Genomic DNA, 20,237 nt, shown 5'->3' with positions numbered 1-20,237 from the left:
TTCTCGGGCGGCGGCGAGGCCGCACTTGGGCGGCTTTGCGGCAAGCTCCGGCGCCCGGTTGCGGCGGGGGTGGTGTCGCCGGCGGATCGGGGCCATATAGGACGACAGTTTCAACCCGAGTGGGTCACCCGATACACTTGGCTACCCTTCTGTATCGGGTGACCCGCGCGATCAATGCTCCAGGGTTCGACCGTTCGCGACAGGTGGGTTCCACCCGTTGCGGTCGAGCCACCAGGAAGACCCGGCCCGCCGTGAATCCGCTCGCACACCGCCCCTTCGTCAAGATGAACGGCCTCGGCAACGAGATCCTCGTGCTCGACCTGCGCGCGGATCCCGTGGAGGTGCCCGCCGCCGCGGCGCGCGCGCTGGCGCGTCCCACGGTGCTGCCGTTCGACCAGGCGATGGTGCTCTATCCGCCCCGGCGGAAGGGCACGGCCGCCTTCGTGCGCATCCTCAATTCCGACGGCTCGGTCTCCGCCGCCTGCGGCAACGGCACCCGCTGCATCGCCGCGCTGGAGGCCGAGCGCACCGGCAGCCCCCACGCCGTGTTCGAGAGCGAGGCCGGCCTCCTCGACTGCCACGTCCGCGCGGACGGCTTGGTGGAGGTGGACATGGGCGCGCCGCGCTTCGACTGGCGCGACATCCCCCTGTCCCATGACGTGGGCGACACCGGGCAGGTGATCGTCCCCGGCTTCGAGGCCTTGGGGCCGGCAAGCCTCGTCAGCATGGGCAATCCCCACGCCGTCTTCTTCGTGCCCGACGCCGATGCCGTGGATGTGGAAAGGCTGGGCGCCGCGCTGGAGCAGCATCCGCTGTTTCCCGAGCGCGCCAACATCTCCTTCGCCAGCCTCACCGCGCCCGACCGCATCCTGCTGCATGTGTGGGAACGCGGTGCCGGGCGCACCCGCGCCTGTGGCACCGCCGCCTGCGCCACCGGCGTTGCCGCCGCCCGCACCCATCGCACCGCCCGCGCCGTGACTGTGACGCTGCCCGGTGGCGACCTTGAGATTTTCTGGCGCGCGGCGGACGGTCACGTGTTGATGACCGGCCCGGTGGAACACGAGTTTTCCGGCACGCTCTCCCCCGCCATGCTGGAGGAGGCCGCCTGATGGCGGCTTCATCCGTGGCGCCTGGATCAGTGGCGCCCGCAGCGCCGGGCGAACAGGTGCGCGTGCTCTCCTTCGGCTGCCGGCTCAATGCGCTGGAAGGCGACGGCATCGCCCGCGCCGCCACCGCCGAGGGGCTGGAGCGCACCCTCGTGGTCAACACCTGCGCCGTCACCGGCGAGGCGGTGCGGCAGGCGCGCCAGGCCATCCGCCGGGCGCGGCGGGAGGACCCGGACCTGCGCGTCATCGTCACCGGCTGTGCCGCCCAGACCGACCCGCAGGCCTTCGCCCGCATGGACGAGGTGGACCTCGTGCTGGGCAATGGGGAAAAGACCTTTCCCGCCACCTGGGCCGCGACCCGCGCCGCCCTCGACTTCGGCATCGCGGCCGAGCAGAAGGTGCAGGTGCAGGACATCGCGGCGGTGCGCGCGGCCACCCCCCACCTCGCCGACCGGTTCGAGGGGCACACCCGCGCCTTCGTGGAGGTGCAGAACGGCTGCGACCACCGCTGCACCTTCTGCATCATCCCCTTCGGCCGTGGTCCCTCGCGCTCCGTGGCCATGGGCGCGGTGGTGGATCAGGTGCGCCGGCTGGTGGACAACGGCCACCGCGAGGTGGTGCTCACCGGCGTGGACCTTACCGCCTATGGCGCCGACCTGCCCGGCGCGCCCACCCTCGGCCTGCTGGTGCGCGCGGTGCTCAATGGCGTGCCGGACCTTGCCCGTCTGCGCCTGTCCTCCATCGACGCGGTGGAGGCCGATGACGCACTCATGCGGGCGCTGGCCGAGGAAGAGCGGCTGATGCCCCATCTGCACCTCTCTTTGCAGGCCGGCGACGACCTCATCCTGAAGCGCATGAAGCGCCGGCATTCCCGCGTCGAGGCGCTGGATTTCATCGCCGCATTGCGCCGGGCGCGGCCGGACGTGGTGCTGGGCGCCGACATCATCGCCGGCTTTCCCACCGAGACCGAGGAACAGGCCCGCGCCACCCGCGCTTTCCTTGACGAGGCGGGCCTCGCCTTCGTCCACGTCTTCCCGTTCTCGGCGCGTCCCGGCACCGCCGCCGCCCGCATGCCGCAGCTTCCTGCCCCCGTGGTGGCGGAGCGCGCGCGCCGGTTGCGCGAGACCGCCGCCGACCTGCTCCGCCGCCATCTCGCAGGCGAGGTGGGGCGGCGCCGGCAGGTGCTGGTGGAGGCCGGCGGGCGCGGCCATACGGAACACTTCACCCCGGTGCGGCTGACGTGGCCGGCCGAGCGCGGCAGCCTCACGGCGCTGCGCATCGCCGGACATGACGGCGCGCGCCTCATCGCGGCGTGACCTCTTTTCAAGGAACGGCCTGAGCCATGAGCGACAACGACCAGGAGTCCCCCGCCGACGCGCAGAAGAAGAAGCGCGGCTTGTGGGGCTGGCTGAAGTCCGGCTTCGAGGACCCCGTCCCGCGCTTCACCCACGCCCCCCCGCCGGAGGCTGGTGCGACGGCAGAAGAGGGTCGCGAGGCCGCGCCTGAGCCGTTGGGCGATGCCCCGGCTGTGGGCGACGCGTCCACCTCCGCGCCATCTGCCGCTGAAGCCGAAGTCGGCCTCGGAGGCCTGCCCACGCCGGTGGGCGAGTTGGTGCTACCGGTCCTGGTGGAGGCCATGGAGTCCGCAGGCGTCCCCGCCTTCGGCGTGCCGCGCGAACAGCCGCCGGCCCCCGTGGCGGAACACTTGCCGGTGGCGCAGCTTGCCGTCGAATCCTTCCCGCCGGTTCCTGCGGTCGAGCCGGAGCCCGAGGCGCCGTTCGCCGAAGGGCCGAACGCCATCGCATCCGAGGGCGCGCAAGCCGGAAGCGCGGCTGCCTTTGGCGTTGCGCCCGAGGACGCCCCTGGTCCCGAAGCCCACATTTCCTTGCCCGCGCCCGAGGTCCCGCCGCCAGCCGTTGCGGCTCCCGCGCTGCCCCCGGTGGAGGAGGTGGCCCCGGAAGCCGTCCTCCCGGCTGCGGAGCCTGCCGCGGTGGTGCCGGCTGAGGTCGAGGGCGAGCCGCAGCCGGTCAAGAAGGGCTTCTGGAGCCGGCTCGCCGCGGGCCTCGCCCGCACCGCGTCCAGCCTCGGGCAGGGCATCACCGACCTCGTCTCCAAGCGCAAGCTCGATGCCGATACGCTGGAAGAGCTGGAGGACGTGCTCATCCGCGCCGATCTGGGCGTGGAGACCTCCATGCGCATCGTGGAAACCGTGGGCAAGGGCCGGCACGACAAGATGATCTCCCCCGAGGAGGTGAAAAGCCTCATCGCGGAGGAGGTGGAGCGCATCCTCGTCCCCGTGGCGAAGCCTCTGGTGGTGGACACGGCGCACAAGCCCTTCGTGGTGTTGATGGTGGGGGTGAACGGCTCCGGCAAGACCACCACCATCGGCAAGCTCGCCGCCCAGTGGCGCACCGAGGGCAAGAAGGTGGTGCTCGCCGCCGGCGATACCTTCCGTGCCGCCGCCATCGAGCAGCTGAAGGTGTGGGGCACCCGCACCGGGGCCACCGTGATCGCCCGCGAGCAGGGCTCGGATGCGGCCGGCGTCGCCCATGAAGCCATCGTGGAGGCGCGCGCGGCCGGGGCCGACATCCTCATGGTGGATACTGCCGGCCGCCTCCAGAACCGCACCGAGCTGATGGCGGAGCTGGAGAAGGTGGTGCGCGTCATCAAGAAGCTGGAGCCCTCGGCGCCCCATGCGGTGCTGCTGGTGCTCGACGCCACGGTGGGCCAGAACGCGCTGTCGCAGGTGGAGGCCTTCACCCGCATCGCCGGGGTGACGGGGCTGGTCATGACCAAGCTCGACGGCACGGCGCGGGGCGGCATCCTCGTCGCCATCGCCGCCAAGCACAAGCTGCCGGTGCACCTGATCGGCGTGGGCGAGGCGGCCGAGGACCTGCAGCCCTTCACCGCCCGTGACTTCGCCCGCGCCATCGCCGGGCTGAACTGATACCGATGGGCGCTGGGCATGAGGCATCGCCCATCGGTACAAGCCCGCGCGGCACCTGAGCGCAACCCTCTCGGCGCCGGTCATAGGCCGGGGCCGTTGGTATAAGGCCGGCGGAAGGGGGCCGCCCGCCGTTCAGCCGCGCGGCACCGCCAGAAGGTCCAGGTGGCCGATGGCGCAGGCGTCCGCATCGGCCCGGTGCCGGGCCCAGTCCTGCGCCGTGGCGGCATCGACGCGGCCGCTCTCCATCGCCGCTGCCGCCGTGCCGGCGGCGAGCCTGGCCATCAGCGCCCGGTCGCCGGGGACGAGCCGCCACGGGCTCTGCGCCTGCCCCACGTCATAGCCCGCCCGCGTCAGCGCCGAGCCGAGCACCTGCGTTGCCTGCGGACCCAGGGCCGGGCCGAAGCCCTTGTCGATGCCCTGATGGGCGCGAAAGCCCTCCGCGATGGCGGCGTCCGCCGGATGGGGCGGCGCCCAGGCATCCTGCCCGTCGCAGATGAGGGCGGCGTGGATGAGGATGCCCGAGCCCGCCATCCCCTCGGCGAAGCTCGCGCACCAGTCCGCAGAGACCAGGTCATGGAACGCCGAAGCCGTAACCAGATGCGGCGCGAAGGCCCGCGGGGCGGCGGGATCGCGGGCAAGGTCCGCGATGGCGAAGTCCACCCGGATCTCCCGCGCGCCGAGGGTGAGGACCAGCGTGTCACCCGCCTCCCGCCACTTGTCCGCGAAGGCCTTCAGGCGGGCGCGGGCGGCATCGGCGAGGGCGCCGTCGTAATCCATCAGCACCCAGTGCTGGCGCGGCCCGAGGCGCAGCGCCAGCGCCCGCAGGTTCGATCCGGAGCCGGCGCCCAGATCCACGATGCGCTGCTCCTCCACGTCTTCCAGATGACGCACCAGCTCGGCTTCCAGGGCCATGTTGCGGGAGCGGTGGTCGGCCGGCTCGCGCAGCGAGAGCCAGTCGTCGGAGAAGGTGGCGGGGGTCACGGCTGGCTCGCTTTCGCCAGCACCCGGCCGATGATGGCGGCGGTGTCGGCCCAGGAGGGCAGTGTCTGCCCGGCGGCGAAGGCGGCGTCGGCATAGGCGCGGCGCCGGGCGGGATCGGCGATGAGGCTGCGCAGGGCGTCCGCGAGGGCCACCGCATCGCCCGGCGGCACCTTGAGGCCGGCGCCGTCCGGCACCGTCTCGCCCGCCGCGCCACCGGTGGTGCACACCACGGGCAGGCCGCGCCGCATGGCTTCCGCCAGCACCATGCCATAGCCCTCATAGAGCGAGGGATGCACGAAGATGTCGGCCTGCCCATAGGCCGCGTCGAGGGCGGCGCGATCGAGCTGGCCCAGCAGCCGGATATTGCCGCGCGGGGCCGCCGCCGCCCGCGCGGCGACCATCTCTGCCGTGGGCGGATCGAGATGGGTGGCACCGGCGATGGCGAGGGAGAAGTCGAGGTCGGCGATCCGGTCGATGGCGTCGAACAGGATGTCGTAGCCCTTGCGCGGCGTCAGCGAGCCCACGGCGATGAGGCGCGGCGGCGCGCCATCGGCGTTAACGCGGTCCATGGGCTCGGTGCCGGGAACCGCCAGCGTCAAGCGCTCGGGGGCAACGCCATAGCGCGCCACCAGGGTGCGGCCGGTCTCGGGGCTCACGGTGATCACCGCGTCGGCCGCGTTCAGCACCGCCTTCTCGCTTGCGAAGAGCTGTTCGGCGAGGTCCGCGGACAGCCCCGTCTCCAGCGCCAGCGGATGATGCACCAAGGCGACGAGGCGCCGGCCGAGCCCCCTCAGCCGGTCCGCCGGCAGGGCGCCGAAGGCGAGGCCGTCGCCCAGCAGAATGGTGTCTGGCGGCGTCGCCGCGAGCCGGGCGAGGGCGGCTTCCACCTCGGCCCCGGAGGCGGTGGGAAAGGCGCCGTCGAGGCTCAGGGGCGCGATGTCCAAGCCCGCGGCCTGAAGCTCGGCGATGACGCGCCGGTCATAGGCATAGCCCCCGGTGGGCGTGTCCAGCGGGCCGGGGTGGACGAAGGCGACGGGCATTGCGGTCTCAAGCCCAGAGCTGGGGCGCGGCGTCGTCGTCGGCGAGGTCCGCCTCGTACCAGGCGCGGGCCACGTGGGATTCGTGCAGCGTCACGCGGATGCGGGCAAGGGCCTCGCTGCCCGCGCCCAGCTCGCCGGCGCGCGCGGCCTGCGCCATCCTGTCGAAGACGTGCCGGCACAGCACTTCCGTAGTGGTATTGCGGCCGGCGAAGTCCGGCACCTCGTCGAGGTTCTTGTAGTTGAGCGGGCCGAGCACGGCCTTGAGTGCGTCGTGGGCGCGCGCGATGTCCACCACCACCCCCTCCACCGTCAGCTCGCGGCGGTAGAAGGCCACGTCCACCACGAAGGTGGCGCCGTGCAGCGCCTGGGCGGGGCCGAACAGCGCGCCCGTGAAGCTGTGGGCGATCATGATGTGGTCCCGCACCTCTACCGCATACATGCGTCACTCCCTTGGTGGATTTCGGGGCCGGTCCGTGCGCCGGTCGCAAACCGATGCCGTCGATATCACGTGTAGCGCACCACCGTGGCGATGCCTGCGGCGCCATCCGCAAGGATACGCGGCAGAGCCTGCGGCAGATCGTCGAAGGCCACCTCTTCGGTGATGAGCGCGTCGAGGGCGGGGTCGGCCAGAAGCGACAGCGCCTTTTCCAGCCGTCGCCGGTGGCTCCAGCGGGGGCGGCGGACCGGGCTCACCTGGCCCACCTGAGACGAGACGACCTGCAGGCGTCGATGGTGGAAGGCGCCGCCGAGCGGCGCATTCACGCCCTTGTCGCCGTACCAGCTCATCTCCACCACGCGGGCTTCCTCGCCGCAGCAGGCGAGGGCGGTGGCAAGCCCGGCGCCGGTGCCGCTGGTGTGGAAGACGAGGTCGGCATCGGCGACCCCTTCGCCCGTGGTCGCGAAGGCGGCGCCGAATGAGCGCGCCAGCCCCCTGCGGCTCTCGTCCGGATCGATGATCATCACCTCCGCCCCCGGCAGGCGCGCGGCGAGCCAGGCGACCAGCAGCCCTACGAGGCCCGCCCCCACCACCACGATGCGGTCGCCGGGGCCGGCGCCGCCATCCCACAGGGCGTTCAGGGCGGTTTCCATGTTGGCGGCCAGGGTCGCCCGGCGGGGCGGCAGGCCCTCCGGCAAAGGCGTCAGCATGGCTATTGGGGCATTGAAGCGGGTCTGGTGCGGGGCGAGGGCGAAGACCATGCGGCCCTCCAGCGCGGCGGGACCCGCCTCCACCCGGCCGACCGCGCAATAGCCGTATTTCACCGGGAAGGGGAAGTCGCCCTGCTGCAGCGGCGCGCGCATGCGGTCGCGGTGGACGGGATCGGCGAGGCCCTGAAACACGAGGCGTTCCGTGCCGCGGCTGATGGCGCTCCACACGGTGACGACCCGTGCTTCATCGGGTGCGGGCGGCGCAAGCTTTTCCGTGCGCACCGCCGCGGTGCCGGCGCCCACGGTCCAAAGCGCCCGGCCTTCGTCAGGGTTGGGACATTTTGACGCATCAAGGGCTGTCATGCCGTCGCTTTCGTATAGCGCTTCAGGGGCCTGCTGCGGCCTTGCCGGCGGCGGGTGTGGGATGCGTTTTCAGCCTTGAGCCGGGTCCGGCAGTTGGAGCTATGCATGTCTTCGAGGTCCGGTCCACCGCCGCACATAAGCCCCGCCGCTGATTTCACCCCGGCTTTGCTCCAGCCGGTGGCGATGCTCGCCCGGCGCCGGCTGTTCATGCTGGTGGCGAACGGGCTGACGCTGCTGGTGGTTCTGGCGGCCGTCGCCGTGCTCGGGGCGCATGGCGGCTTTACGGTGGTGGATGGCCTCATCCTCCTGTGCGCCCTCGCCATAACGCCGTGGAACGCCATCGGGTTCTGGAACGCGCTCACCGGGCTCGTGCTGCTGCACGGGCGCCGGCGCGGGGTGGAGGCGGCGGCGCCTTTCCTCGCCCCGGAACCGCAGGGGCCGCTCACCGCGCGCACCGCCATCCTGCTCACCGTGCGCAACGAGGACCCGGCGCGGGCGCTGGCGCGCCTCAGGGCGGTGAAGGCCGACCTCGATGCCAGCGGCCACGGCGCCCTGTTCGATTTCCACGTGCTCAGCGACACCTCGCGGCCGGAGATCGCGGCGGCGGAAGAGGCGGCGGTGGCCGCGTGGCGGGGCGAGGAGGGCGCCGCGCGCATCTTCTATCGCCGCCGGCCGGAGAACACCGATTTCAAGGCCGGCAACATCCGCGATTTCTGCCTCACCGCCGGCGCGCGCTACGACTTCATGCTGCCGCTGGATGCCGACAGCCTCATGGGCGCCGCCACCATCCTGCGCATGGCGCGCCTGATGGCGGCCCACCCGCGCCTCGGCATCCTGCAGAGCCTGGTGGTGGGGCTGCCGGCGCAGAGCGCGTTCGCCCGCATGTTCCAGTTCGGCATGCGCCACGGCATGCGCTGCTACACCCTGGGCGCCTCCTGGTGGGCGGGGGAGTGCGGGCCGTTCTGGGGTCACAACGCGCTGATCCGCATCGCCCCGTTCCGCGCCTTCTGCCATCTGCCGCATTTGCCCGGCACGCCGCCTTTGGGCGGGCCGATCCTGTCCCACGACCAGGTGGAAGCCGCCCTGATGCGCCGTGCCGGCTACGAGGTGCGCGTGCTGCCGGTGGAAAGCGAAAGCTATGAGGAGAACCCGCCGGCCGTCACAGATTTCGTGTCGCGCGACCTGCGCTGGTGCCTCGGCAATCTGCAATATGTGCGGCTGCTCGCTCAGCCCGGCTTTGCCGCCAGCCTGAAGCCCATGAGCCGCTTCCAGCTGGTCTGGGCCATTCTCATGTTCGTGACCGTGCCGGCCCATCCCCTGCTCATCGCGCTTCTGCCATTCGCGGCGGCGGAAGCGGCGGGGATGGCGGATTATCCCGCCGGCCTCGCCATCGGCCTCTATGGCGGGATGCTGCTGCTGGCGCTGGCGCCCAAGCTTGCCGGCGTCGCCGACGTGGCACTGACCCGCGGCGGCGTCGCGGCCTATGGCGGGGCCGGGCGCTTTGCGGCGTCGGTGGCGGTGGAACTGGTGTTTTCGTTTCTGCTCTCGGCCATCACCGCGCTGGCGGTGACCCTGGAGATCGGGCGCCTGATGCTGGGCCGCGCCCGCTCCGGCTGGATGGCGCAGGCGCGCGACGGGCATGGGGTGAGCTGGACGGCGGCGGCGCGCGCCTTCTGGCCACAGACGGCGTTCGGCCTGGCGGTGACGGTAGGGCTCGCCGTCGTCTCCCCGGGCCTCATCGCGTGGGCGGCGCCGGTGCTGGCGGGCTATGTGCTCGCCATTCCCTTCACGGTCGCCACCGCCGATCCCCGCTTCGCTCGGTTCGCGGTCCGCACCCGCCTGTGCGCCGTGCCGGAGGAATTCGTGCCGAGCAAGGTGCAGGGCATCCTGTCGGGCGAAAGCCCGCGTGAGCGCGCCGCGGCCTGAAGCCGAGGCGGCGCGCGAGTCAGGCGCCGGCCTGTTCCCGCTGGAAGACGATGAGGTCGAGCGAGGGGGCTGCCTCCCGGCCACCGATGCTGGTGAGGAGGGCGTGCGCCTGCCCGCGATGGTGGGCCTGGTGGTTGAAGAAATGGTCGAGGGCGCTCGCAAGGCTCTGGCGGAAGGTCTGCCCGGACGAATTGGCGTAGCTGATCTCGGCTGAAAGGCTCAGTGCGTCCTGCGCGGCGGTGAAGGCGATGATGCGCGCATCCTCCGCCGTGCGCAGCGGCTCCAGATCCGCTATCCGGGGGGCGAGGATGGTGTCCAGCTTCAGGGCCGGCGGCGCCTTGCCCTCGAAGCGGGCGAGCCAGATGCGGTCGGCCACCACGAGATGGTTGAGGGTCGCGCTCACCGAGCCGAAGAAGGCTCCGGCAGGACGCCCGCAGGCGTCCTCGCCCTGCGCGCGGGCGGCGGCATAGAGGCGAGCGTTGGCCCAGGCATTGTAGGCCGCGAAGGTGGTGTAGCTGCGCAGCGGCATCTTGGCTCTCTGATCGCAATCCTGAAGATATCGGCGCCTCTGGGCGAGGGACCGGGGGCGAATGGGGACGGGCGGGTTCCCGCCCGTCCGTTGCCGTCAGCGACGGAAGCCGCCGCCGCCGAACCCGCCGCCCCGGAAGCCGCCGCCGCCGAAGCGGTCACCACCGCCATAGCCGCCGAAGCCCCGGTCGAAGCCGCCGGAACCGTAATGGTCGCCACCCTCGAAACCGCCGCCGCCGCCATAGCTCGACACCCGCTGCTGGCTCACCGAGCGGGCGCGCTCCTCGTCGTCGAGGCGGCTGGTGTCGGTGGTGCGGTCCACGTTCTGCCAGCCCGAGCCGGTGTTCTTGCTCCAACCCGAATCGGTATTCTGGTAGACGTGGCCGTCATGGTCCACGGCCACGTGGCCATTGTTCCAGGCCACCGCATTGCCGGTCTTGGCGTTGCCGGCGACGCCGCGGCTGTCCACGCTCACCTTGCCGTTCTGGTCGGTGACGGCGGTCTGCGAGGCATGGCCGGTGCCGGTGGTGGGGTTGTAGCCCGCCGATTCGCGGCCGGCGGCGGCATTGCCGGTGTTGACGTTGCCCGCGATACCGGCGGCCGATTCGCCCCGGGCCCCGGTGGTCGGATTGTAGCGGGCGTTCGCGGCGCCGGCGGCGTAATTGCCCGTATAGGGATTGAACGCGGCGCCCGAGCGGCCGGCGAAGCTGGTGCCGCCGCCGGTGGTGCCGTGCCAGTCGCGGCCCGACCATTCGGTGCCGTTCCAGGTGGTGCCCCAGGCGTGGTTCACCGTGGCGGCGCCGCCCCAGCGGCCGTAGATGTTGGCCTGGTTGATGTTGGTATAGCCCCAGTGGCCGCCCCACGGCCCGTAGGGGCCATAGCCCGCGGACCAGTACGGCCCCCAATAGGGCGTCACCGCCGCGCCCCAGGGCCAGCCGGCGGCGAAGCCGAAGGCGAACCCGTCCGCCACGCCCAGGGCGAAGCCGGCGCCGACGCCGTAGGTGACCGGGCAGGAATACCACCAGGTGCCCACATAGCCCGGGCAAGTGTAGCCGGTGCCGTAGACCACCGTGCCGCCGGGCGCGACGACCACGCCCATGTAGCCGGGCGTATAGCCCACCACCACCGCTTCAGGCGTGGTGGCATAGATCCGCACATAGGTGACGTAGTGGAGCGGCGAGGAGACCGGGATCGTATAGATTGCGTCCGGCACCAAGTCGGCCACGCGCCAGGGGCCGGTGGCGGTTTGCGCCACGAACCAGATGCCGTTGTTCACCGCATAATAGCGCTCGGTGTCGAGCTGGATCACCGGGGTCGGGGTGTTGACGGCGTAGTGCAGCGGCGTGCCGGGGATGGGCTCGAAGCGCGGCGTGCCGTCGAAGGCGACCTTCAGGGGCAGGTCCCGCTTCACCGTCGCGGTCTGCGGGATGGTGGCGGCGATCACCGCCTCCTTCGCCTGCGGCGTGCCGGCCACCGAGACCAGAACATTGGCCTTGGCGTCGTTGGGCGAGATCTTCGCGAAATCGGCGGGCAGCGCGTTGCTGGCCACGAACGCCCACGGCCCCTTGAGGTCGGGGGCGCGGAACCAGCGGCCGGAGAGCAGCACGTAATAGGTGTTGGAGGTGGTCTCCATGAACACCGCGTGGTCGGCGTTATTCATGGAGAGCAGGTTGGTGCCGGCCACCGGCAGCATCTGCGGCGGGCCGTTGCTCTGGATCAGTTCGGCCGGCTGGGTGGCGACCAGAATGGCGGGGGCCGGGTTGATGGGCTTGCCCTTGCCGTCGAGCAGCGGGTCGCCGGCCTGCTCCTGGAGCGCCGCCTTGGCGGCGGCGGAGAGCGCATCCGAGATCTGGGGCGTGAGGATCCAGGTGCCGGTGAGGCTGGGGCTCTCATACCAGTGCCCGCCCGCCTCCAGATGATAGGTGCCGGCCTCGTCGAGCAGCAGCAGCGGGCGGGTGTTGACCACGCGCTGGAAGGTGCCGGCGCCGGCGATGGGCCGCAGCACCGGCGTGCCGGCCACCGGCACCAGCACGGTGGTGGAGGTGGCGAACAGGATCTGCGGCGGGGTGTTGTCCACCGGCTGGGACTTGAGCTTGGCCAGCTCCTGGTTCACCGCGTAGCTCGCCTGCAACTGGTCAAGCGGCACGGTCATGCCGTTGGCCGGCAGGCGCGACTGGAGGGTCGAGCGGATGAGGGACGCCTTGGCCGGCTCGGTGGGCACCTCCACCCCGTCGATGGAGATGGTGGCGAGGTGGACGAGGCCGGCCGGCTTGTCCACGGCGACGCGGGCCGAGAATCGCACCATGCCGTAGGTGGGCGTGCCGGACTTGGGCCCGATGGCCACCGCCGCGCGGCCGGACATCACGTCGCCGGTCCAGCTATCGACCTGCGGCTGGTAGAGCTGGAGCAACTGGTCGCCGGCGAGGGCGAAATCCCGCGGCCACGGCAAGGGGGCCTGTTGGCCCGTCGCATCCTGGCCCTGCGGGGCGGCTGAAGGCTGGGCCTGCTGGGCCTGACCGCTCGCGCTCCAGAGCAGAGCGGCGGAGAGGACGGCGGCCGAGACGCCGGTCCAAAGTCGCTTCATGACGTCACTTCCTTCCGATCCGTCGGGGCGGCGGGAGGACTAGCATGTTCGCGGGCAAGCGTCAGCGGTACCTTGCGGTGGCGTCGGTCCCATCCCCTTCAAATGTCGGTGGGCGCCGGCTCCAGGCTTTGCGACGGAGCTGGCGCCGATCGGATCGGCGAAACGGGCGCGTGGCCCGTCGTTCGGCCTGTCAGGCCGGGGCCGGGCAGGTGCGCTGCCACTTCAGCCGGGGGCCGTCCCAGGAGACCTGCAGGGTCTTGCGGAAGGGGCACAAGCTGCCGGGGCCGGCAGGCTCCGTTGTCGTGGTGTTCCAGTAGCCCTGCCACCGGTAGGGCGCGCCGGCGCCGGCGACCAGGGCGTCCGGGCCCGCGGCCGGGAACGCCCGCACGAGGTCGCCGCCAAACAGGCTCGCTCCGACGAGCGTGGCGCCGACCATGGCGATGAGGGAAGACCGTTTCATGGCTGTCTCTCGAACAAGTTCTCTTCCGAAACCGGATTCACCGGCCAGGAAGACCTGAGCTGACCGGATCCGGCTGGCGTATTGCCGCGCGTTCTTCGCCCGAACCGCTATCCGTTTCGCACGGCTGCGCTTCGGGGATTGCCGTTTCACTGCGCGTCGCTGCGCTGGGCATAGGACGGCCCATGCCGGTGGTCGTCCCCCCAACGGAGGATGCGTGCCTGTGTCTTACGCCTGCCGACCTGAACCGGGTGCATCTGGTCGGTCAGGATTTGTTCATCTTTCCGCGATCAGGCAGCGGACCCCTCCCTCCACCCCATTCCTCCGTCCCTTCCACCGTATCTTTCCGCGCGCTCGCGGAAAGATACGGTGGAGAGCGTGGGTCATTTTTGGTTGCGGGCTTGATCTTAACCCTGATGCGGATTTCGCTGGGCGGGAGCGTCGGCCAGATGAGATCTTGCACGCTGGAGCCGGATCCCATCAGGCACCCTGGGTCCGATGGGTGAATCCGGCTCCAAATTTTTGGGAGAGCGCGCACGCGGGCCATGCCTGGGGATCCGGGCTGACCGGTGCGCCGTTCGGGGAGGGGTTGGCATGAACAAGTATGTGGCCGAGTTCATCGGCACCGCCGTGCTGGTGCTGTTCGGGTGTGGGTCTGCGGTGCTGACGGGCTATGGCTCCGCACCCATCGGCATGCTCGCCATCGCCTTTGCCTTCGGCCTGGCGGTGACGTCCATGGCCTATGGCATCGGCCACGTCTCGGGGTGCCACATCAATCCCGCGGTCACCATCGGCGTCTGGGCGGCGGGGCGTCTGCCCACCTCCGAGGTGCCCATGTACATCATCGCCCAGGTGCTGGGCGGCATTGCCGGCGCGGCCATCCTGTTCGTCATCGCCTCGGGCAAGCTTGCGGGCTTTGATGTCGCCACTGCCGGTCTCGGCCAGAACGGCTGGGGCGAGGGCTATATCGGCGGCTACGGGCTCGGCGCAGCCATCGTGGCCGAGCTGGTGGGCACCTTCGTGTTCCTGGTGGTGATCCTCGGCTCCACCTCCAAGGCGGGCATCACCCAGGCGGCGGGCCTCGCCATCGGCCTGTCGCTGGTGATGATCCACATCGTGTTCATCCCCGTCACCGGCGTGTCGGTGAACCCGGCCCGCTCCATCGGCCCGGCCCTGTTCGCCGGCGGCAAGGCCATCGGCCAGCTCTGGCTGTTCATCGTGGTGCCGCTGGTGGGCGCCTATCTCGCCGGCCTGCTGTTCAAGCTGAAGGTTCTGGAGGACTGAGCCTCCTCCCTCCCCAACCCGCGCGGCGCCTGAGTGGAAACGCAAGGCGCCCGCGCGGCGTTTGGTCGGCCAAGCGAAATCAGCCCGCGTGGTACCTGAGCGAAGCCGTCTTGAGGCAAACCATCCTGGCTCCGGTCGAAGGATGACGCGGTCTTCGCCCGTCCCAAACGAACAGGCCCGGCGCGGGGCCGGGCCTGTCGAAGCTGCATCCTCGGTTTGAGGCGGCGTCCGTTGTGGGCGGCGTTTGCCGCCGGCACAATCAGCGCACGATGATGTTCTTGAACTGCCAGGGGTCTTCCAGGTCCAGGTCCTCGGGGAACAGCTTCTGGCGGCCGGTGAGGGGCGTCCAGTCCGTATAGGTGCCGATCACCGGGCCGAGATAGGGCATCTGCACCTCAAGGCAGCGGTGGAAGTCCATCTCGTCCGCTTCCACGATGCCCGCGGTCGGGTTCTCCAGCGCCCACACCATGCCGGCGAGCACGGCGGAGGTCACCTGAAGGCCGGTGGCGTTCTGGTAAGGGGCGAGTTCCCGCGTCTGCTCGATGGAGAGCTGCGAACCGAACCAGTAGGCGTTCCTGGCGTGGCCGTAGATGAGCACGCCCAGTTCGTCGATGCCGTCCACGATCTCGTGCTCGTCGAGGATCTTCCACTTGCCCTGGAAGTGGCCGCCATTGCCGAACATCTCGTGCAGGGAGAGCACCGCGTCGTTGGCCGGGTGGTAGGCATAGTGGCAGGTGGGCCGGTAGAGCACGGCGTCGCCGTCGCGCACCGTCAGGTAGTCGGCAATCGAGATGCTCTCGTTGTGGGTGACGAGGAAGCCGTACTGGGCCTGCGGCGTCGGGGTCCAGGAGCGCACGCGGGTGGCGGCGCCGGGCGAGAGCAGATAGATGGCCGCGCCGCAGCCGGCCTCGTGGGTGCGGCCGTCCGGCGGCAGGGACTTCTCATGGGTGCCCCAGCCCAGTTCGGCGGGCTGGAGGCCTTCGGACACGAAGCCTTCCACCGACCAGGTGTTCCAGAACTCGCCCATCACCTTGGGCTCGCGGGCGCGCTGGGTGTCGCGCTCGGCGATGTGGATGCCCTTCACGCCCAGCGCGCGGGCGAGCTGCGCCCATTCCTCGCGGCTCGCCGGCTCGGGCCGATCGAGGCCGGTGTCGGAAGCGATGTTCAGCAGCGCCTGCTTCACGAACCAGGACACCATGCCCGGGTTGGCGCCGCAGGTGGACACCGCCGTGGTGCCGCCCGGATTGCGCCGGCGCGCGGCCAGCAGGCTCTCGCGCAGGGCGTAGTTGGTGCGCGCGGCGTTATCCATGGTCTCGTCGAAATAGAAGCCCTTCCAGGGCTCGATCACCGTATCCACATAGAGCGCGCCGATCTCGCGGGTGAGTTCCATCACCGCGATGGACGACACGTCCACCGAGAGGTTCACGCAGAAGCCCTGCCCGCCGCCATTGGTGAGCAGGGGGGTGAGCAGCTCGCGATAATTCTCGGCGGTGACTTCCGACTGGATGAAGCGGATGCCACGGGCGTCGAGCAGCGTCTTGTGGTCCGCCACCGGGTCGATCACCACCATGCGGGAGAGATCGAAATCGAAGTGGCGCTCGATCAGCGGCAGGGTGCCGCGGCCGATGGAGCCGAACCCGATCATCACGATGGGGCCGTCGATCTTCGCGTGGACCGGCCAGACGCTCATGGCGCTACACTCCTCGTCGGGGCGGCGTTCGTGGGACACGGGCGCCGCTCGATCATCAATTTTCAGGACGCGCACCAACGGGGCGGTAACCGCTTCGTCGGCGCAGCGTCGGGGGCAAAGTCCCGCGACGGATGCGCGGGCGGCGGCACCATGGGAAAAGCGCGCCCGCGCGTCAACCGAAGAGGCGCATGAAAGCCGGCAAATCAAATGATTGCGGCGGCTCCCGGTCCTCGGTTGCCGGATCGGCTCAGCCGGATTTGACCTGCGGGGGGTGTGTCTGCGCCGGATGTGTCCGCGCGGGGCGGGCGGGCATGCGGTCGACCTTCAGCAGGTCGGGGAACAGACGCATCCACAGCACGGCCACCAGGATGGTGCCGACGCCGCCGGCCACCCCGGCGCCCACCGCGCCGAGCAGGGCGGCGGCCATGCCCGATTCGAACTCCCCCAGCTGGTTGGAGGTGCCGATGAACAGCGAGTTCACGGCGCTCACCCGCCCGCGCATGGCGTCGGGGGTGGAGAGCTGGACCAGCGAGGAGCGGATGACCACGCTCACATTGTCCGCCGCCCCCAGCACGAACAGCGCCCCAAGCGACAGGAGGAAACTGCTCGAGAGGGAGAACACCACGGTGGCGAGGCCGAACACCACGACGGCGGCGAACATCATGTGCCCCACCCGGTGCGACAGCGACATGCGGGCGAGCACCATCGCCATGAGCATGGCGCCCACCGCCGGGGCGGCGCGCAAGGCGCCGAGACCTTGCGCGCCCACGTGCAGGATATCGGCGGCGAAGATGGGCAGCAGCGCCGTGACCCCGCCCAGCAGCACCGCAAACAGATCAAGCGAGATGGAGCCGAGCACCACCTTGTGCCCGCGGATGAAGGCGAGGCCTTCGACCAGGGTTGCGAGGGTCATCGCGCTGCGCGGCGCCGGGGCGTGGGTGTGACGCACCGCCATCATGGTGAGAGCGGCAGCAGCGTAGCACAGGGCGGCGCCCGCCAGCGGCGCGGTGGCGCCGAACGCATAGGCGAAGCCGCCCGCGGCCGGCCCGGTGATGGTCGCGATCTGCATGGAGGAGGAGGACACCGCCAACGCCCGCGGCAGCAGTTCTCCAGGCACGAGGCGGGGCAGCAGCGCCGCCATGGTGGGGTGCACGAAGGCGCGGCAGGCGCCGTGCACCACCACCGCGACGTAGATGGCGACAAGGCCGACCATCCCCTCCGCAAGGCCAAAGGCCAGCAGGGCAAGCGTCACGGCCGCGACGGCATGGCCGATGACGACGATGCGGCGGCGGTCAAACACGTCGGCGGCATGCCCGGCGATCAGGCTGAAGAGGAGGAGAGGCAGGAACTGGGCGAGGCCCACCAGCCCCAGCGCCACCGCGCTGCCGGTGAGGCTATAGATCAGCCAGCCCACCGCCACGCCCAGTATCTGGTAGGCGAAGGCGGAGGCGATGCGGCTGATGCAGAAGAGCAGAAAGGCCGGGTGGTCCCGCAGCCGTTCGGACGGGGGTGGGGCAGGAGCTTGGGGCACGGAGCAGATCTCCGGGCCAGGGTGAGGCCGGCTCTGGTCCGGCTCCCCTGGCCCGTCAGGCTGTGTCGGGTGGCGGCGGGGGCGGACGCCGCCCGGCCGCCGGACGGTTCATCGTCGTGGCGTCAGTCGCTGGAGAGGATGTGGTTGCGGACGATGGGATAGACCTGCCCGGCCCATTTGCGGCCGGAGAACACGCCGTAATGGCCCACGCCCGCCTGCATGTGGTGGCGCTTCTTGTGGGGCCGCAGGCCCGAGCAGATATCCTGCGCCGCCATGGTCTGGCCGATGGAGCAGATGTCGTCCCGCTCGCCTTCCACCGTCAGCAAAGCCGTCTTGCGGATGGCCTTGAAGTCGATGGGCTGGCCGCGATAGGTCAGCTCGCCCTTGGGCAGGCGATATTCCTGGAACACGTACTTCACCGTCTCCAGGTAGAACTCGGCATCGAGGTCCAGTACCGCGAAATATTCGTCGTAGAACGCCTTGGTGGACTCGGCCTTCTCGTCGTCGCCTTCGGCAAGGGCGTTGTAGAGGTCGATATGGGCCTTGACGTGCCGGTTCACGTTCATGCTGACGAAGGCGGTGAGCTGGACGAAGCCGGGATAGACCTTGCGGCCCGAGCCGGCGAACCCTTTCGGCACCGTGGCGATGAGGTTCTTCTCGAACCACGACATGGGCTTGGAGGTGGCGAGCTCGTTCACCTTGGTGGGGTTGATCCGGCAGTCGATGGGCCCCGCCATGAGCGTCATGGAGGCGGGCGCGGCGGGATTTTTGTCCTGCGCCATCACCGCAGCGGCCACCAGCGCCTGGACGCACGGCTGGCACACGGCCACGAGGTGGGACCCCGGCCCCATGATCTCGAGGAACTTGATGACATGCTCGACATAGTCGTCGAAGGCGAACGGACCGGCCGACAACGGCACGTCGCGGGCGTTGTGCCAGTCCGTGATGTACACGTCATGGTCCGGCAGCATCGTCTTGACGGTGTTGGTGAGCAGCGTCGCGAAATGGCCGGAGAGGGGCGCCACCACCAGCACGCGGGGCTGGGCGATGTCCACGTCCTTCTTGAAGCGCAGCAGGGTGCCGAAGGGCAGCACCGCCGCCTTCTCCTCGGTGACCTGGACCTCGCGGTTGCCCACCTCCACCGTGCTGAGGCCGAAGTCGGGGCGCCCATGGCTGAGGCCGGTGCGCTCCACCAGTTCGTAGGCCGCGGCGAGATGGCGCAGGCCGGCATGGCCGTAGCCGTTGATGAGCGGACCCGTGAGGGTCTGGCGTGCGAGCCCCGCCAGAAAGCGGATGGGGCCCATCAAGTCGGACTGGGTTTGATACGCCTGATACATCATGGCTGCCCGTGCCGCTGCGACCGCCGGCTATGTACCGGAGAGACTGACCTGAATATCATCTGCAGCATGACGCTGAAAGGTCCTTCTATTCCCCGTCTGCCGCCGCCCTCGTGGACGGCGGAGCCATTCTGTTTAAGTTATTGCCGCAGGGCCTGCTTTCCGCTTTGCAGCAAGCCTGAACGGATGTACCTGTTACGGTGAATAGTGAAGCGGTGCGTGGTGCAATGCAACATGCTTCCACGCGAGGGGCGCCGGAGCCGGTGCCGTTCACGTCGAAATCGGTCTGAACGGTCGATCCGCCCGCGAATGGACATTGGAACGCGGACCCCGACCGACCCTCGGGCCGGACAGGTTCATGCCCTCGCGGTGGCACTTCGTGGCGTTATCCGGAGCGGCGTTCTCCGGAGCGGCGTTCTCCGGAGCGGCGTTCTCCGGAGCGGCGTTCTCCGGAGCGGCGTTCTCCGGTGATTCCGCCCCGTCTTGCGGCGACGCGGGCGCCACGGTGGCGACACATCAGGGGATCAAGAATCCAGGCGAATATTCAGGTCGGGGACCCAAAGTCGAGCACCCTTCAGGTTGAGCACCCCAAGTCGAGCACCCAGGTCGAGCACCCAGGTCGAATATCCGAGGCGCAGGACAGGCAGACGAGCATCCAGCATGGCGACACTCACCATCTCCAGCAAGAACTACTCCTCCTGGTCCCTGCGCGGCTGGCTTCTGTGCAAGATGGCCGGCCTGTCCTTCGAAGAGGAGCGCGTGCCCCTCGACGACCCGGACATGAAGGCCGAACTGCTGCTGTTGTCCCCCTCCTTCCTCGTGCCGCGCCTGGTGCATGAGGACGTGACCGTGTGGGACACCCTCGCCATCGCCGCCTTCCTCAATGAAGTCTTCCCGCAGGCCGGGCTGCTGCCAGCGGATCGCGCGGTGCGGGCGCACTGCCTGTCCATCTCCGGCGAGATGCATTCGGGCTTTGCCAACATGCGCTCGGCCCTGCCCATGAACATCAAGGCCCATTATCCGGGCTTCAAGGTGTGGGCCGGGGCACAGGCGGATATCGAGCGCATCGTCGCCATCTGGCGCGGCTGCCTCACCGCCCATGGCGGCCCCTTCCTCATGGGCGCCACGCCGACGCTGGCCGACGCCATGTACGCCCCCGTCTGCTCGCGCTTCACCACCTATGACGTGAAGCTCGATTCCGAGTGCGACGCCTACCGCGCCCGCATCATGGACCTGTCGCTGATGCAGGAATGGATCGCCGGCGCGCAGGACGAGCCCGAAGAACTGGAAGAGCTCGGCGCCGAGTTCTGACTGCGT

Annotated in this window: 17 protein-coding genes; 7 read left to right on the top strand and 10 right to left on the bottom strand. The window is 70.1% G+C overall.

The window, feature by feature from the left end; all coding sequences use genetic code 11:
* Positions 1-251: 251 nt before the first annotated feature.
* The 3 genes from dapF to ftsY are packed head-to-tail and all read left to right on the top strand — an operon-like array spanning position 252 to position 4,053.
* On the top strand, positions 252-1,109 hold the full coding sequence (gene dapF, locus K9U41_RS04850) for a diaminopimelate epimerase (protein ID WP_282639730.1): 858 nt from the start codon (positions 252-254) through the stop codon (positions 1,107-1,109).
* Positions 1,109-2,422 carry a tRNA (N(6)-L-threonylcarbamoyladenosine(37)-C(2))-methylthiotransferase MtaB gene (gene mtaB / locus K9U41_RS04845; RefSeq protein WP_282639729.1) on the top strand — a complete coding sequence of 438 codons (1,314 nt, stop codon included), beginning with the start codon at positions 1,109-1,111 and terminating at the stop codon, positions 2,420-2,422. The genes dapF and mtaB overlap by 1 nt, the downstream gene beginning before the upstream one ends.
* 26 nt (positions 2,423-2,448) lie before the next feature.
* The gene (ftsY, locus tag K9U41_RS04840; protein ID WP_282639728.1) at positions 2,449-4,053 is read left to right on the top strand and encodes a signal recognition particle-docking protein FtsY; all 1,605 of its coding nucleotides are present in this window, start codon (positions 2,449-2,451) and stop codon (positions 4,051-4,053) included.
* 132 nt (positions 4,054-4,185) lie between these two features.
* Here the strand turns inward: ftsY and K9U41_RS04835 are convergent, their stop codons facing one another.
* The 4 genes from K9U41_RS04835 to K9U41_RS04820 all read right to left on the bottom strand — a co-directional run bounded on the left by K9U41_RS04835 (position 4,186) and on the right by K9U41_RS04820 (position 7,583).
* A complete protein-coding gene (locus tag K9U41_RS04835; protein ID WP_282639727.1) occupies positions 4,186-5,034 on the bottom strand; it encodes an SAM-dependent methyltransferase in 849 nt (282 codons plus the stop codon).
* Entirely contained in the window at positions 5,031-6,074 is a 1,044-nt protein-coding gene (locus K9U41_RS04830) for a glycosyltransferase family 4 protein (protein WP_282639726.1), read from the bottom strand. The genes K9U41_RS04835 and K9U41_RS04830 overlap by 4 nt, the downstream gene beginning before the upstream one ends.
* 7 nt (positions 6,075-6,081) lie before the next feature.
* Complete coding sequence (locus tag K9U41_RS04825; RefSeq protein ID WP_282639725.1) at positions 6,082-6,513, bottom strand: 6-pyruvoyl trahydropterin synthase family protein; 432 nt, start codon at positions 6,511-6,513, stop codon at positions 6,082-6,084.
* Positions 6,514-6,578: 65 nt separating this feature from the next.
* On the bottom strand, positions 6,579-7,583 hold the full coding sequence (locus K9U41_RS04820) for a zinc-dependent alcohol dehydrogenase (RefSeq protein WP_432715727.1): 1,005 nt from the start codon (positions 7,581-7,583) through the stop codon (positions 6,579-6,581).
* Positions 7,584-7,688: 105 nt separating this feature from the next.
* On the opposite strand from K9U41_RS04820, the gene mdoH reads away from it, so the two are divergent.
* Complete coding sequence (gene mdoH / locus K9U41_RS04815) at positions 7,689-9,509, top strand: glucans biosynthesis glucosyltransferase MdoH (RefSeq protein ID WP_282639724.1); 1,821 nt, start codon at positions 7,689-7,691, stop codon at positions 9,507-9,509.
* 19 nt (positions 9,510-9,528) lie between these two features.
* On the opposite strand, the gene K9U41_RS04810 is transcribed toward mdoH, so the two are convergent.
* The 3 genes from K9U41_RS04810 to K9U41_RS04800 all read right to left on the bottom strand — a co-directional run bounded on the left by K9U41_RS04810 (position 9,529) and on the right by K9U41_RS04800 (position 13,081).
* Positions 9,529-10,038: a DinB family protein gene (locus tag K9U41_RS04810; protein ID WP_282639723.1), complete on the bottom strand. Its 510-nt coding sequence runs from the start codon at positions 10,036-10,038 to the stop codon at positions 9,529-9,531.
* Positions 10,039-10,134: 96 nt separating this feature from the next.
* Positions 10,135-12,621, bottom strand: coding sequence for a carbohydrate-binding family V/XII (locus K9U41_RS04805; RefSeq protein ID WP_282639722.1), 2,487 nt, complete (start codon positions 12,619-12,621; stop codon positions 10,135-10,137).
* A gap of 190 nt (positions 12,622-12,811) precedes the next feature.
* On the bottom strand, positions 12,812-13,081 hold the full coding sequence (locus tag K9U41_RS04800) for a hypothetical protein (RefSeq protein WP_282639721.1): 270 nt from the start codon (positions 13,079-13,081) through the stop codon (positions 12,812-12,814).
* A 591-nt stretch (positions 13,082-13,672) separates the two neighbouring features.
* Here K9U41_RS04800 and aqpZ point away from each other — a divergent pair.
* Positions 13,673-14,362, top strand: coding sequence for an aquaporin Z (aqpZ, locus tag K9U41_RS04795; protein WP_282639720.1), 690 nt, complete (start codon positions 13,673-13,675; stop codon positions 14,360-14,362).
* A 259-nt stretch (positions 14,363-14,621) separates the two neighbouring features.
* Here aqpZ and K9U41_RS04790 read toward each other — a convergent pair whose 3' ends face one another.
* The 3 genes from K9U41_RS04790 to K9U41_RS04780 all read right to left on the bottom strand — a co-directional run bounded on the left by K9U41_RS04790 (position 14,622) and on the right by K9U41_RS04780 (position 18,923).
* A complete protein-coding gene (locus tag K9U41_RS04790) occupies positions 14,622-16,052 on the bottom strand; it encodes a homospermidine synthase (RefSeq protein ID WP_282639719.1) in 1,431 nt (476 codons plus the stop codon).
* Positions 16,053-16,299: 247 nt separating this feature from the next.
* Complete coding sequence (locus K9U41_RS04785; protein WP_282639718.1) at positions 16,300-17,583, bottom strand: MFS transporter; 1,284 nt, start codon at positions 17,581-17,583, stop codon at positions 16,300-16,302.
* A gap of 122 nt (positions 17,584-17,705) precedes the next feature.
* The gene (locus tag K9U41_RS04780) at positions 17,706-18,923 is read right to left on the bottom strand and encodes a polyhydroxyalkanoate depolymerase (protein WP_282639717.1); all 1,218 of its coding nucleotides are present in this window, start codon (positions 18,921-18,923) and stop codon (positions 17,706-17,708) included.
* A gap of 355 nt (positions 18,924-19,278) precedes the next feature.
* Between K9U41_RS04780 and K9U41_RS23920 the strand changes: the two genes are divergently transcribed.
* Positions 19,279-19,503: a pentapeptide repeat-containing protein gene (locus K9U41_RS23920; RefSeq protein WP_432715726.1), complete on the top strand. Its 225-nt coding sequence runs from the start codon at positions 19,279-19,281 to the stop codon at positions 19,501-19,503.
* Positions 19,504-19,580: 77 nt separating this feature from the next.
* Positions 19,581-20,231: a glutathione S-transferase family protein gene (locus K9U41_RS04775; RefSeq protein WP_282639716.1), complete on the top strand. Its 651-nt coding sequence runs from the start codon at positions 19,581-19,583 to the stop codon at positions 20,229-20,231.
* The last annotated feature ends 6 nt before the right edge of the window (positions 20,232-20,237 follow it).

Source organism: Xanthobacter autotrophicus (assembly GCF_029991245.1).
Classification (GTDB): Bacteria; Pseudomonadota; Alphaproteobacteria; order Rhizobiales; family Xanthobacteraceae; genus Xanthobacter; species Xanthobacter autotrophicus_C.
Note: the sequence above shows the minus strand (reverse complement) of the source record. Positions and strands in the feature narration are given on the sequence as shown.